The following is a 14281-nucleotide window of genomic DNA, read 5'->3' as shown; positions in this document are numbered from 1 at the left end:
GGAAGCTAAGTTACCATGGCGCAATAAATAATCCACCTGTCTAAATTTTTTACACGGGCAATATCTTCACAGTCAGGATGACAAGCCTGTCGAATCGGCAACGGGGCAATGCAGGTGGAAACGCAAAGGCTGGCCGTCGTCCTGGCTGACCGACAAGCTGCCGCCTTGCATTTCGATCAAGTGGCGGGCCTGGTATAAACCGATGCCCAGGCCATCCGGCGTACTGCTCCAGAACGGTTCGAACATGCGCTCCGGTGCTGCCGCCCGTGGCGCAGCCGGCGCCTGCACCGTCAGCTGCACGGTATCGTTTTGCGCGGTCACGGTAAATTCGAGCAGCAGATGCGTGATGTTCTCGCGCGCACTCGCGTCTTTGTAATTTTTTAAGATATTGTCCAGTACCGTTTCCAGCACATTCGGGTCGGTCGCCACGGCGGCGTCGCCATCGATCTGGCATTCCAGATCGTAGAGCGCGCACAGTTTTTCCAATAAAGGCCGCAATGGCACCGGCTGTCCCGCCGCAGATGGCGCGGCGCCCACCGTGAGCGTGCGCACGATCCGATCGGCGCGATGGCGGATCAAGGGCGTGGCGACCCGCAGGTAGTCGAGGACCTTGTGCTCTTTTCCGGCCGGGACTGCGGCCAGTTGATCACTCATCAGCTGAATGAACTGCGCGATGTTTTTCATGTCGTGCTGCAGAAACAGATTCAGCTTGGACATATGCGACAGCGCGGCATCGGTGGTGCCTGCCTTGATCAGCATGTCAGTGCGCAGCAGCAGCAACAGCGTTTCGATCAGGCCTTCTTCAAAGTAGCGCTGCTCGCCGCGCCCATCGTGGCGGTAGACCGTCAGCACCAAGGCCATTTCGCCCACCTCGACCCGGTGCTGCGCTGGCCGCCCTTTGGCAACACCGACCTCCTCGCGCGTCTGCACGCCAAACCAGTCCAGCTCCCACTGCATGCCCCGCAGGCTCGATCGCGCCAGCAACCCCCAGGCATGGCGCAGGAAGGCAGGCGCATCGAACCCAAGCTGTTCGTTCAAGCGAATCAATTCCAGGTTGAGCATGCTGGCCTGGCGCGCCTTGTACCAGAGCGCCGCCATGACCGAGCCAATGGTCAGACCAATGAGGATCAGGTAAAGATGAAATTGCTCAATCATCGCGCACGATACCGAACTTCTTCATGAAGTAGTAGACGTTCTCGCGTTTGACGCCCAGCCGCTTGGCGCTCTGAAACACATTGAAGCCCGTCTCCTTGAGCACTTGCCGCACCAGGCGTTCTTCCGCATCGGAACGGATCCCTTTCAAGCCCTCGCCTGCCTGCGCGTTGACCGCAATGCGGGTGATGCCTTCCAGACTGAGCTGCTGCTCTTTATCCAGGAACAGTGCCGCGCGCGTGATCGCGCGCAGGATGGCGTCATAAGCGACCGGCTTGGCCAGAAAATCGAAGGCGCCTTCACGGATCGCTTCGAGTGCGGCCGCATCCTGGTCCTGACCGGTGAGCACGATCACTTTGGCGGTCATGATTTCGGCCTGAATCGCTTTCAGGGTGGCGATGCCTTCAGTCATGTCGTGGGCATGCGGCGGCAGCCCGAAGTCGAGCAGCACGATGCGAATGGCCGGGTCCTCGCGCAGCAAGGCCATGGCGGCGGCCTGATGGTCGGCCTCACAGACCTGAAAGTCATTCATTTCCAGCAGCCCGCGCAGCATGGTGCGCAGTGCCGGATCGTCTTCCACCAGCAGGATGCGCAGGCCACTCATTTGGCGCCCGTGCGCGCGTTGAGCGCCTTCAGGTGCCGGTTCAGGAAGGCGCGTTCGTTTGGATCGGTCAGCTGCCCGCTCGCCAGCATGGCGCCGGCCAGTATTTTCGCGCTTTCGAGCTCGTTCATGTCTTCCAGTACAAACAGTTCCATCTGACTGGCCCAGGATGGCACCTTCGGCGACGTCGCCTCCTGGCGCAGCGCGCGCGCGTAGCGCAATGCCAGCGGCAAATCATGCAGCTGATGTTTGGCCACCATGGTCACATACGCGAGCGCGCCCCAGTGGCGCTTGGGGTCCAGCAAAAAACGGCGGTACACAAACTCGAGCATCTGGCGCTTGCGCGCCATATCGCCGCCCTCCGCGTATATATGGCCTGCAACGAACATGGGGTAAGCCGCCTTGGGGTCGAGATCGGCAACGCGTTCCAGCCATGCCTCCAGTGCCTGGTAATCGAGACGGCCCAGGGCCACATTGCCGCCCTGGCTGTCGGCAGCCTGGACTTGCAGCATCAGCAGTTTGGACAGCGCGACCGGGTCGCCCAGCGCCGCCAGGCGCAGTGTGCTCAGCGAAGGCGGCGCGCTCAGCGTGATGTCGCTGTTCTGCTGTGGCGGCACCATCGCGTGCCAGGCCAACTGCGCAAGCAGCGCCAGTCCCAGCAATGCCAGGGCTGGCAGGGGGACCGAGGAAATGGCTCGTTCGCGCATTGCTAGATATTCTTGCGGTACAGGTCAAACAGCGCCACGCCGCCAATCAGAGCCATGCACAGCAAGGTCTGCAGCACGATGGCCGGCAAATTGCCCCAGCTACCGCTGTTGTGCACCAGCCAATCGGAACGGGTGAATTCATCCAGGCGCGGCAAAACGGCCGCCAACGTGTCGAACACGCCGCCGATCACGCGCTGCGAGGCGCCGGCCTCGCTGGCCTGACCTTGTGCCAGCAGCACAAACGCGCTGACCGAGCGTGCCCCAAGGTAAAACGTCATGGCCGCACTGAGCGCTGCCATGACGTTCTTGAAGGTTAAAATGCACAGCAAGCCAAAGCCTGCCACGATCCACAATTCGCACACCAGCGACACCGTCCAGATGGCCGCCTGCAGGGGTGCCGCATACAGCAGCATCAGCGCGCCAAACAGCACGGCGGGCAACAAGGCGATGGCGCCGTAGCCGAGCAACTTGCCAAACAGGTAGGCGGCGCGCGGCAGCGACAGCGCCAGCAGCAATTCAAGTGCCTTGTCGTTGAACTCGCGCGCCATGCTGGTCACCACGAAGGTGGCGACAATGAAGACGGCGGCGAAGCGGGCCAGCGCTGCAACCAGCGCGGCCTGCATCTGCCGGCTTTCGGTCACGGCCAGACTGTCGACAAAGCCGGACAGACCCACTGCAATGAGCGCAACCACCCCAATCAGCCACACCATACGATTGCGCACTGCTTCCAGCAATGTATAAAAAGCAATCGAACGGATTTGTCGCATCGGCTGAAAATTCATGAAATCCGGGTCCGCGCCGTAAAATAGTTGATAATCAGAATAATCGCACATTTGGCCGCAAACTGGCGGGCAGAAACCGCCGGCTTGACTGGCAATATTGCAACCCTGGAGCGACGCCCCTTGCCTTCCTTCGACCTGCCCCCTGCCCCACGCCACCGCACCCGCGGCTTTACGCTGATTGAAATGGCGATCGTGGTTGTCATCATCGGGCTGGCGGCTACCATGCTGATCGGCCTGACTAGCGGCATGCTCGATGCCAATCGGCGCAAGGCCGTGCGGGTGCAGCTCGACACGGTCGACACGGCACTGGCCAATTTTGTCGCCATCCACAAGCGCCTGCCGTGCCCGGCTGACGGCCGCCTCGCTGTCAGTGCTGTCAATGCAGGCACGGAATTGGTGACCGCTGGCGCCTGCAGTCTGGCTAACCAGACGCATGGTGTGCTCCCCTGGGTGACACTGGGACTGTCGGAAAACGACGTGACCGATCCCTGGAATGGCCGCATGACTTACCGTGTCGATCCGGCACTGGCGTCCACGGCCGGCCTGATGAACATGAGCAATTGCGACCCAGCCGCCACCGGTGTGACCGCGCCTGGCGGCGCCTGCAGCGTCCCGGCCGCAAGCTGCACCGGCTCGGCCAGTTGCACGTCGCCGACGAATTTCCTGGCCGGCAAAGGGCTCGATGTCTGGAACGGGCGCAATGCCGCGGCGGGCTTTGCGCAGCGCCAGAACAACCGTCCGAACGGCAGCGGGGCAGCGTATGTGGTCATCTCGCACGGTACAAGCCGGACCGGATCTTACGGCAACAATGGCACCCTGGTGAGTACAGCCGTCTCCTCCATCAATCCCGACGATGAATTGCCGAACATGGCAGACCAGCCGCTGGTGTTGAATGCAACCCAGCTCAATGTGTACCGGGATGCGCCGCTGGCTGAGTTGAAGCAGGTGCGCCCCACCACGCCACCGGGGCAGGCGCCGTACTACCTTGCCTATTTTGACGACTACCTCAGCCACCCCACCATCATGACGGTACTGAACCGGGCCAATCTTGGACCGCGCGCGCACTAATCCGCAGCGTGGCGCGGTGCTGCTGGCCGTCGTCGGTATCGTCATGGTGCTGTCGCTGGCCGTGCTGGCGGTGTTTGCACTGCAGGCGAATCAACGCACCCTTGAAATGAGCGCCAGCGGTCCAGCGCAAATGGCGGTCATCGACCACGCCCTGGCCGAGTTCGTCGCGCGTCACCGGCGCCTGCCCTGCCCTGCCAATGGCACCATCAGGAGCGGACTGGTGAACGCTGGCACGGAAGCGATTAATCTGTCGACCGGTCAATGCGTTCCTGCCACGCAGATCAATGGCGTGGTGCCCTGGGTCACCTTGAGCCTGAGCGAAGACCAGGCCCGCGACGCCTGGAATCAGCGCATCAGTTACCGCGTCCAGCCTGCATTGGCGAGCAACCTGCTTACCTTGATGAACATGAGCTGGTGCGACCCGGCCGGCAGCACCAACGGTGTGACCGGCGCCGCCAACGCCTGCAGCCCCGCCCCGTGCAGCGGCAATGCGTGCATGCACCCGAATAACTACTTGTATGGAAAAGGCTTGCAGGTCCAGGACGGCAATGGCAACTGGCTGAACCAGCCCGCGCCAGCGTGGGCAGGCCAGCCTGCTGCGCCGCCCGTGTCCACGGGCGCTCCCTATGTGCTGGTCATGCACGGCGCCAACAGCGTGGGTGCGTATGATGCAAATGGGATTTTGCATGGGGGTAGCGCTGGCAGCAGCGAACTGCCAAACCGCAATGGCCTGGCGCTCACGGGCGCCACTGTATTCATCGACCGTGCCCCCGTTGCTGTGAGCGGCGCCAGCTATTTCGACGACATACTCAGCCACCCGGCCATCACCACGGTGCTGGAACGGGCCAGGCTGGCAGCGCGCTCACCGCATTGAGCTCAGCGGCCTTCGGCCGGCGCCTGCGTACTTTCGCGCACATTGCCTGACACGGCATCCACGTTCTGGCCCGGCTTGACTGTTACCCGTTTGCCGGAACGTAGAGTCACGGCCAGTGTGCCGTTGCGGCCTTGTGCCACCGTGGCACCGCTGGGCAAGCGCTCGCCGCTGGCAAGGGGTGTGTCGTTCACCCAGATGGTGTCTCGGCCGGATCCGCTCCGGCGCACCACACCGTTGACCATTAACACTTGCTCGCCCTCACGCAGCGGCGTTTCTGCTACTGCGACCGGCGCCTCGCTGTCCGTCACTGCGGCGTTGCGATCGGCCGGCCTGGCAGCGCGCGCCCGGTCCAGCGCGGCGCGCTGCGCCGGGGTGGTGAACAGGCGTCCGATTTCCTGTGCGGGCGCTGCCGGTGCGATCCCCAGTGCGGCACACAACACGGGCCAAAGTAGAAATTGACGCCTCATTTGACCGCCTCCGCAGGCACGGGCACGGCGGCCGGGTCGGGGACGGCTGCCGGATCCACCGCAGCCGCGTCCACGGTCAGCCAGAACAGGGTGCAGTCCGCGTTCAGCCGTGCTGCCAGGCTGTCATCTGCCGCGCCCTGCCCGGTATTGATCAGACATTCACTCACGGTGAAAAAACCCTTCGTCTTCAGGTCATTGAAAAAGTCGACAAGGTCCCGCTCATGCAATAGATCCAGGCGCAGCCGCACCGCAGTCGAATGCAGTTCCAGCGGTGGCTCGAGCAAGGCGGGGTCCAGCGCGATGGTCTTTTGCGGCGACAGATCAAAGGCAACAGGCAACAGGCGGCGCTGCTTCTGGATCGACTGGATGGCTTCAATCACGGCCAGTCGGCTTTCAGGGCCCACAAAGCCGCGCGTGCGCAACTGCACAAACTTGGGCTGATAATCGCGCAGGTTGTCGCGTTCCATTTCAACCTGCGCCAGCTTTTCATTCGCGGCAATCTGGCGCGCCTGGGCGGCAATCGTGGCCGGGCGCACTTGCAGCAGCACCAGCCGCACGGCCGTGACCAATACCGCGCTGAGGAGAAACACAATGCCAAAGGTGATGCCGGCTTGACGGATATAGGGCCAGCCCTGCTTGCGGAAGGTGTAGGCCTCGATCACGACCTTGGGCTTGGCCGGTCCCGGCCTGGCTGGGGTAGCAGGATTTTTCGCTTCCATGCTCAGGGCTTCCAGGTAATTTTGAGGGTGAACACGGCTTGCCCGTCGCCATCCTCGGCGCCAGCGCTCTTTTCCAGCTTCACGCCGGGGCGCGTGTCCAGGGGCTGCAGGGTGACGTCGGCATGCACGCCGCGATTCCGGTTGAGCTGCGCGGCAAAGCGGGCCACGCTGTCAATGGCCGCCCGATAATCGCCCTTGAAGGGCACGATTTCGCCCTCCAGCAACACGGTCTGGGCGGTCTTGTCGGGCATTCCAAGCAAGCCCGGCGGCGGCGAAAAATCTTCCAATGGTCCCGGTGGTGGTGCATTCGGATCGACTTCAAGCTGCAGCGTGGCCGCTTCCACGGCGTTCCAGGTCAGCTTGGTAACCTTGATCTCCGGAATCCCGTTCAACACGGCGCTGAGTTGCGCCATCTGCGCGTTCGGCAGCGGGACGTTGTTGTCCAACATGGCTGCCAGCTCGACGACAGACTTCATATTGTGCGGCGACACTTGCGTGACCGGCATGTTCTTGACGATCTGCTGGTAACGCTGCTCGGTGGCGGCGGCTTCCTGATCGAGGCGCGCTTCTTCGCGGCGCAGGGCGAAAATACTGTTCACGTCCAGCGCCGCCCAGACCACTGCTGCCAGGGCCACCGCACCACTCAAGCCGTACAGCAGCAGACGGGCCTGCAGCAACTGGTAAAAATGCTTGAGGTCGCGCAGCGGGAAATGGCTAGGCACGCGAGTGCTGGCCAGCAAAGACAGGGTCAGCGGATCGCATTCGGCGCTGGTGTCAAACTGGCCGCTGCGCAGCACCGTGCGCGCCTGCTCCAGGTCAATCGGCAGATAGCTGACCTCGGCATTACCCTGCATGCCGCCGGCAAGCGCGGTCAGATTATCCTGCCGCGCCAGCACCACCACCTGCACCTGCACCCCGCGCGCCAGCAGGCGCGAGTTGGCCATGAACTGGCGGGTCTTGGCCGTTTCGACCCGGAACGCTTCAGCCAGCCGTTCGGGGGCGTGGTCGAACAAGGGCGTCAGACGCGAAAAGCGCAGTGCCCCATCCTGGAAGAAGCTTTGGCGCAAGCCGCTGGACTGGTGCGACACCAGCAGCACGGCGCCGCTGCCCAGTTTCAGCTTGTCAAACAACAGCTGGCTCAGCGACGCCAGGGAATAAATGCCCACCAGCGGTACCCGCTGCTTCTGCATGACGAGCAACCACGAGCGCGGCAGTTCCGGATTGGTCAGCGCGTTGAACAGGTAGCGGTCGTCCTTGCGGCCTTCCTTGTCGCGTCCCTGCAAGGTGGCCTGGCGGTAGGGCGTATCGCGGTACAGTTGCAGCAGTTTGCGCTCGAGCAGCGCTTCACGGGCGCGACCGGACACGTGGGGCGCCGTATCCCGCTGAAAGTCTTCTTCAATGACATCGACCAGCAGGTACGAGGGCACCGACTCGGCATGTTCCAGATAAGCGCCCAGGCGCCGGCGTCCCTCGTCATCGTTGTTGTAACTGTCGATCCGCGTCAACGCCTTGCCCTGCCAGGCGTAGGCAACCAGTTCCTGGTTGGTGAGATAGAACAATTGCTTCTGCACGGGTCCCCTTCAGATCTTGATCTTGCTGATCGTGTCGTAGATCGGTCCGAACACCGACAACATGATCCAGCCCAGCAGCGCGCCAAGGACCACCGTCATGACCGGTTCGATCAGCGACTGCAAGCGTTCGATTTTTTCCTTGATGTCCCGATTGTAGAAGTAAGCGACATTGAGCAAGGCATTGTCCAAAGCGCCTGTCGATTCGCCCACCTTGAGCATGCGGATCACCAGTGGCGGAAACATGCCGGTCAGCTGGAAGGCCGCGGTCACGCCCTGTCCTTCGGAAATCAACTGGCGCACCTGGCGCAAGCCCAGCGCCACTTGCTGGTTATTGACGATACCTTCCGACAGGCGGATACAGTCCAGAATGGTGATCCCGGAACCATACATCAGGGCAAAGAATGTCACGAAACGGGCCAGGATAATCTTGTGAATGATTTCCCCCACCACCGGAATGCGCAGCTTGAGGACGTCCGCCTTGAAACGCGCGGCCGCACTGTTCTTCAGAGTCAGCTTGAGCGCCACGAACAGCAGCACCGGCACGGCCAGCACCACATACCAATAATTGATAAAAATGTCCGATACAAAGATCAGCGCGCGCGTATGAAACGGCAGTTCCTGCCCCATGTTCTTGATGAAGCCGGTCAGTTGCGGCACCAGGTAGATCATCAGAAAAATGGTCACGCCCATCACAATGGTGCCCACAAAGGCCGGATACATCACGATCTTCTTGGTGTGGGACGCCAGTTCATCCTGCCACTTGAGGCTGTCGCTCAGACTCTTGAAAACGTCGGCCAGGTGGCCGCTTTGCTCGCCGGCGGTAATCAAACTGCTGAAGGCCTGGTCGAACACCTGCGGATGGCGCTGCATCGCTTCGGACAACTGCGAACCGCCCTCGATGTCTTCAATCATGTCGGCCACAATGCCGCGCAGGCGCGGCTGCTCAAGCGTGTCGCGCAAATCGGTCAGGGCGTCCAGCACTGACACGCCAGCGGCGGTCAGCTGCTCCATGTGGAAGCAGAAATTGATCAAATCCTTGCGGGTGATAGCCCCGCGTCCAAAGCTGAAGCTGCGCTGACCGGTCGGCTTGCTGTCGATCAGATCGAGTTCCATGCGGCGCAGCCGCAACTCCAGATCGGGCTGGTTCGCTGCATCGATCACGCCGCGCACCAGCTTGCCAGCTGGATTCATCGACGTGTACGAATACAGTGCCATTACATCAACCTGTCGGTCAGGTCGACCACGCGCGAAATTTCATCGAGCGAGGTGGAGCCATCGAGCACGCGCCGCACGGCGTCTTCTACCAGCGGCCGGAAACCCATGGACATGGCTTTGCGTTTCAGTTCGCTGGTGGTGGCGCGGCGCGCGATCAGGTCGTCCAGCTCGGCGTTCATCTTGAGCATTTCGACAATCGAGATCCGTCCCTTGTAACCCTGGTGCGCGCACTTGTCGCAACCCACGCCACGATGAATGGTGACGGGCGGATGGATCTCCGTCAGCCCCAGCAGGCGCCGCTCGACCTCGTCGGCCACGAACGGCTCCTTGCAGGCGCCGCACAAGCGCCGGATCAGGCGCTGCGCAATGATGCCGATGATGTTGCCCGACATGATGTCAGGCAGGATGCCAATGTCGAGCAGGCGGGGAATGGCGCCCACCGCCGAATTGGTGTGCAGCGTGGAATACACCTGGTGACCTGTCATGGCGGCGGAGAACGCCATCTCGGCGGTTTCCTTGTCGCGGATCTCGCCAATCAAAATGATGTCCGGATCCTGGCGCATCATCGAGCGAATGCCGTTGGCAAAGCCCATCTTGGCCGATTCATTGACCGAGGTCTGGCGGATCATGCTCATCGGATACTCGACCGGGTCTTCCAGCGTCATGATGTTGACGCTGTCAGTATTGATGTGATTGAGGATCGAATACAGGGTCGTGGTCTTGCCGGAACCGGTCGGCCCGGTCACCAGAATGATGCCTTCGGGACGGGCAATCATCAGCTTGAGCAAGGTCAGCTCGTCGTCCTGCAAGCCCAGGCCGTCAAGCGGCACAATGCCTTTTTGCCGGTCCAGAATCCGCAGCACAAAGTTTTCGCCGTGGGTGGTGGGCTGGGCCGCCGCGCGAAAATCGATCTGGCGCCCGGAAAAGCCGATCGAAATACGGCCATCCTGCGGCGCCCGCGTTTCGGCAATGTTCATATTGCTCATCACCTTCAAGCGCACTGCCATGGCCGGCCAGTAGGTCTTGTGCAGGCTGCGAATCTGGCGCAGGATGCCGTCAATCCGGTACCGAATGCGCAGGAAGAATTCTTCCGGTTCAAAGTGAATGTCGGACGCATTGTGCTGCACCGCGTCCACCAGCAAGGCATCCATCAGACGCACAATCGGCTGGCTGTATTCGTCCGACACCGACTGCATGCTCTGGTAATTGACCTGGCCCGTTTCAATCTCGTTCAAAATGCCGTCAATCGACAGTTCAAAGCCGTAATACTGGTCGGTCGCGCGTGTGATTTCCGACTCGCCCGCCAGCATCGGCATGAGCGTGATGTCCTGGCCCAGCATGGCGCTGATCTGGTCCAGCGCAACAATGTTGGCCGGGTCGGCCATGGCCAGCATCAGGGTCTTGGCCGCCTTGTCGTACGTCATCGGGAACACGACGTAGCGCTTGGCTACATCCTTCGGGATGAGCTTGATGGCGCTGGCATCGGCCGACATATTGGCCATGTCGGTCGACTGCTGATTGAGGTTTTCGCTCAATGCCTCGCGCACCGTGGCTTCGGTCACGAAGCCCAGGCTGATCAGCATCTTACCGAGCGGTAATCCACTGTGTTTCTGCTCGATCAGGGCAATGCGCAACTGGTCCTCGCTGATCACGCGCTTCTGGATCAGCAAGGTTCCCAGGGGGAGTTTCGGTTTTTCAGCCATGAGTCCGTTATCGTTTCGTGTCGGTGATGGCGCGCGCGGACTCAGCGCGCCGCAGGCGCAGCCAGGTCCTTCTGCAATTGCGCGATGCGGTTCTGTACCGTGTCCCGGCTGACATTGCTGCCGGGCTGGGCCAGTTGCAGCGTCTGCTTGTAGTGTTCGAGCGCCAGCTTCTTTTGTCCAAGCCGGTCCAGGCTGACGGCCAGATTGAAGACGTAATCGGCATTTCCCGGTGCGGCGCCGACCGCCTGGAAGTAGGCTTGCTGGGCTTCCGGCCAGCGCTGCTGCTGGGCGTACACATTGCCAAGTGCGAAATACGCCGGGCCACTGTGCGGGCTGGCCGCCAATACCTTCTTCAAATTGCTCTCGGCCTGGTCGGGCTCGCTGCGCTGGACACTGGCCAGGCCGCTTGCCGCCTCGGCATCGGTTGGATCGAGTTCCACCAGACGCGCGTAGAACGACCCGGCTTCAGCGCTCTGGCCACGGTTCACGGCAATGGCCGCCATGCCGAGCAGCGCATCACGGTTGTCCGGTTCCTGCTGAAGCACGCGCTGGTACTGGCTGCGGGCGCTGTCCGCGTCACCCGCCATGAAGGCCTGATAGGCACTGGTCAACACCGGGTTGACCTGGCGCGCGCTGTCGGTGCGGCGCAATTCGATACCGGGCGTGCTCACTGCTGCCCTGCCCGCTGCGGGAGGATTGCTGCGTGCAGGTGCGCGTGCGACGGTTCTGGGCGCGACTTCCTGCACGCTGGCGGGCGCGGCTGGCGCAGCGGTGGCAGGTTTTGGCACGGGCGGCGCCGCTGTCACTGGCGTGGCAGCGACGACGGGCGGCGTTTTAACGCCACCGTCGGCCATTTCCACAGGCGTGGCGGCCGGCTCGGATGGCGCGGCGGGAAGTGCTGGCTGGGCGGCGGCCGGCTCCGGTTGCACAGCAACGACCACCGGCGGCGGTGCTGGCGGCAGTGCCAAGGGCTGCGGCGCAATGCGCATGTACTGGTAATACAGATACGCGCCGGTCGCGGACAGCAGCAACAGTCCGCAGGCGGCCAGGATCAGCGAGCGCTGATGGCGTCCGCCCTGCTGCTTGGCGGCAAACACTGCAGCGGCGGCAGTGCGCGCCTCCAGTGCGCTGCGCTCGGCGTCCGCCTGGGCATCTTTGCGCTCCATCGTCGCTTGCGCAGGCGCTGCGGCGGGCGCCCGCGCCACGGCCGGGGCCACTGGCGGCACCGGCGCCGGCGCAACAAAGCCGCGGTCGGGATCGAAGCCCTGGCTGGGCGCTGGCGCTGCGCTCTCCGGTGGCACATAGGGCGTGCGTGGCGGTGGTACTTCCGAAGAAAAATAGTCGACGCTCTCGGCCGCCGGCGCCGACAGCGGCGCTGGTGCCGTCACGTCCGCCGGTGCAGCCTGGGCCTGCGCCGCCACTTCCTTGGCCGTGTCAATCTGTTCGCGGGTGGGCTCCTGCACTTCGAGCGTCAGCTCGGCCGAGGGCGCTGGCGCAGCAGCGTCGGCAGCCACCTCGGGTGGGGTGGACTCGGCCACGGCAGCAGCGACGGCGGCGTGGTCCTTCTTGGCCGATTCCGCCTTGCGCAGCGCTTGCATGAGCAGACTCATTTTGAGGGCTTTCCGGAAGCGGGCGCAGGTTTGCGCGGTTCACCGTAAGGCGGCCGGCCTGGCGGCGTATTGTCGGGCAGGTAGCTGCGGAAATCGCGGAAGTCGCCATTCATGCTGGCCTCCTTGATAACCACGGGACGAATGAAGATCACCAGCTCCGACTTGCTGGTTTTCTCGTTGCGGTATGCAAACGCGTCGCCAATGCCTGGAATGCGGCTGAGCAGCGGCACGCCATCTTTCAGGTTGTCGACCGAATCCTGCATCAGGCCACCCATCACAGCCACGTTGCCACTGGCGACGCGCAGAATCGATTCCATTTCACGCGTTTGAATCACCGGTACATTGCTCACCACATTGGCCTGGGCCAGAGCGGGGCTCGGGTCCTGCACGTAGCCGACAATGCGCGAAATGGTGGGCCGCACATTGAGCGTCACTTCGTCGGACTCGGCCACCTGGGGCGTCACGCTCATCACAAAGCCGACCGGCACGGTATGCAGTTCCGAGGTGTAGGTCGACTTGGCGGGCACGCCCACCGTGGCATCGGTGGTGGTGGCGGTAATGGTGAAGTACACCTTGTTGTCGACGACTTTGAGCAATGCGGTTTGATTATTCAGCACGCTGACCTTCGGGCTCGACAGTACCTTGACCTTGCCAAACGATTCGAGCAGCTGCACGGTCGCCGTCAGGTTGCCAATGGAAGTGAGCGGCTTGAGGTAATTCATCACAAACACGCCGGGAGTTACGCCCTGCGAGACGTTCGAGGGCAAGGGATTGGTCCCCACCTGGCCCTGGATCACGTTCAAGCCTTCGCCCTTGGTGCGGATGCTCGACCAGTTGATGCCTTGCTGGTAGTTGTCGCTCAGCTGCACTTCAATCACGGTCGCTTCGATCATGACCTGGCGGCGCGCGCTCGACATGACCATGTCGATGAACTCCTGGATCTTTTCGTGCTGGCGGCTGGTGGCGCGCACCGCGATCAAGCCCGTCTCGGGATTGGCGATGACGGACGCTGCTTCGCGGAAGGTCGGTGCACGCGCTGGCGCGGCCGCTTCATTCCCGCCCTTGCCATTGCCCGCCGGTGCAGGCGCGGCAGGCATGGGCTGCTCGCTGGTATCGGCCAGTATCTTGTCGGTTTCGTGCAAGGTATCGCGGATGTTTTGCACCAGCGTTTCCCAGAACCGGTTGTTGGAGGTGTTCGATACGGAGGTGGTCGAATTGTTGCTGCCACCGCCGCCCCCACCGCTCTCGCTCGCGCCAGTGGTGGAAATCTGGGTCGCAATGCTGCTGGTACTGCTTGAATCGCGCGCCATGTTGACGTAGTCAATACGGTAGTTGCGCAGGTACGGCGTGTCCGGCCGCACGATCAGATTCGGTCCGTCGATTTCGTAGCGCATGTCGACCTGCTTGCTGATGCGCGCAAGCAGTTGCGGCATGGTCTGGTCCAGCGCGTTCAGGGTCACCTGCCCGCTGATGCCCGGATGAACGTCCACATTCAGCTTGGCGTCGCGCGCCAGAGCAAACAGCAGCGACTGTACCGACACATTGTGCACCGCCACACTGTAGGTTTCGGCTTTGACGCTTGGTTTGGGCGGCAACAGCATCGCACTATTGCCAAGCGGCGCAGGAATCGCACCCTCGGTGGGCGCAGTGTCGCGAATGTGGCTGGTCGACGGCGCAAGAGGCCTGGCACCGCAAGCCGTGAGCAGCACGCAGGTGAGAATTGGGGTAGCGACTTTTAGCATCTAGACCCGATATAAATCAAACGGTTATCGAACGTTGTTCTAGATCAATTCTAAGTCAATTTATTCAATT

At 62.2% G+C, this 14281-nt stretch carries 13 protein-coding genes; 2 read left to right on the top strand and 11 right to left on the bottom strand.

The genetic code is table 11. The features are described 5' to 3' along the window. Nucleotides 1-72 precede the first annotated feature (72 nt). The 4 genes from BUC24_RS08710 to BUC24_RS08695 are packed head-to-tail and all read right to left on the bottom strand — an operon-like array spanning nucleotide 73 to nucleotide 3227. Nucleotides 73-1155 (bottom strand): sensor histidine kinase, encoded by a 1083-nt coding sequence (locus BUC24_RS08710; protein WP_073213825.1) that lies wholly within the window; start codon nucleotides 1153-1155, stop codon nucleotides 73-75. Further along, complete coding sequence (locus BUC24_RS08705) at nucleotides 1148-1756, bottom strand: response regulator (protein WP_073213823.1); 609 nt, start codon at nucleotides 1754-1756, stop codon at nucleotides 1148-1150. Before BUC24_RS08705 ends, BUC24_RS08710 begins: the two co-directional genes overlap by 8 nt. Beyond that, nucleotides 1753-2460 carry a hypothetical protein gene (locus BUC24_RS08700; protein WP_073213820.1) on the bottom strand — a complete coding sequence of 236 codons (708 nt, stop codon included), beginning with the start codon at nucleotides 2458-2460 and terminating at the stop codon, nucleotides 1753-1755. Before BUC24_RS08700 ends, BUC24_RS08705 begins: the two co-directional genes overlap by 4 nt. Before the next feature lie 2 nt (nucleotides 2461-2462). Then, nucleotides 2463-3227, bottom strand: coding sequence for an ABC transporter permease (locus tag BUC24_RS08695; RefSeq protein ID WP_229448102.1), 765 nt, complete (start codon nucleotides 3225-3227; stop codon nucleotides 2463-2465). 99 nt (nucleotides 3228-3326) lie between these two features. On the opposite strand from BUC24_RS08695, the gene BUC24_RS08690 reads away from it, so the two are divergent. Then, entirely contained in the window at nucleotides 3327-4310 is a 984-nt protein-coding gene (locus tag BUC24_RS08690; protein WP_178372502.1) for a type II secretion system protein, read from the top strand. Next, complete coding sequence (locus tag BUC24_RS08685) at nucleotides 4291-5184, top strand: hypothetical protein (protein ID WP_073213812.1); 894 nt, start codon at nucleotides 4291-4293, stop codon at nucleotides 5182-5184. The genes BUC24_RS08690 and BUC24_RS08685 overlap by 20 nt, the downstream gene beginning before the upstream one ends. 2 nt (nucleotides 5185-5186) lie before the next feature. Here BUC24_RS08685 and BUC24_RS08680 read toward each other — a convergent pair whose 3' ends face one another. From BUC24_RS08680 to mshL, 7 genes are read right to left on the bottom strand one after another with little or no spacing between them, the layout of a single operon-like run. Continuing rightward, nucleotides 5187-5651, bottom strand: coding sequence for a hypothetical protein (locus tag BUC24_RS08680; RefSeq protein WP_143167429.1), 465 nt, complete (start codon nucleotides 5649-5651; stop codon nucleotides 5187-5189). Beyond that, nucleotides 5648-6370 (bottom strand): hypothetical protein, encoded by a 723-nt coding sequence (locus BUC24_RS08675; protein ID WP_073213806.1) that lies wholly within the window; start codon nucleotides 6368-6370, stop codon nucleotides 5648-5650. Before BUC24_RS08675 ends, BUC24_RS08680 begins: the two co-directional genes overlap by 4 nt. A 2-nt stretch (nucleotides 6371-6372) precedes the next feature. Continuing rightward, nucleotides 6373-7941, bottom strand: a complete 1569-nt coding sequence (locus BUC24_RS08670; RefSeq protein ID WP_073213803.1) for a hypothetical protein — start codon at nucleotides 7939-7941, stop codon at nucleotides 6373-6375. A 9-nt stretch (nucleotides 7942-7950) separates the two neighbouring features. Then, a complete protein-coding gene (locus BUC24_RS08665) occupies nucleotides 7951-9156 on the bottom strand; it encodes a type II secretion system F family protein (RefSeq protein WP_073213800.1) in 1206 nt (401 codons plus the stop codon). Then, nucleotides 9156-10859, bottom strand: a complete 1704-nt coding sequence (locus BUC24_RS08660; RefSeq protein ID WP_073213797.1) for a GspE/PulE family protein — start codon at nucleotides 10857-10859, stop codon at nucleotides 9156-9158. Before BUC24_RS08660 ends, BUC24_RS08665 begins: the two co-directional genes overlap by 1 nt. 41 nt (nucleotides 10860-10900) lie before the next feature. Then, on the bottom strand, nucleotides 10901-12469 hold the full coding sequence (locus tag BUC24_RS08655; protein WP_073213794.1) for a tetratricopeptide repeat protein: 1569 nt from the start codon (nucleotides 12467-12469) through the stop codon (nucleotides 10901-10903). Then, a complete protein-coding gene (mshL, locus tag BUC24_RS08650) occupies nucleotides 12466-14211 on the bottom strand; it encodes a pilus (MSHA type) biogenesis protein MshL (RefSeq protein ID WP_073213790.1) in 1746 nt (581 codons plus the stop codon). The genes BUC24_RS08655 and mshL overlap by 4 nt, the downstream gene beginning before the upstream one ends. Nucleotides 14212-14281: the final 70 nt, after the last annotated feature.

It is taken from the genome of Massilia sp. CF038 (assembly GCF_900129765.1).
Lineage (GTDB): Bacteria > Pseudomonadota > Gammaproteobacteria > Burkholderiales > Burkholderiaceae_D > Telluria_A.
This window is presented reverse-complemented; position numbering and strand designations above follow the sequence as displayed.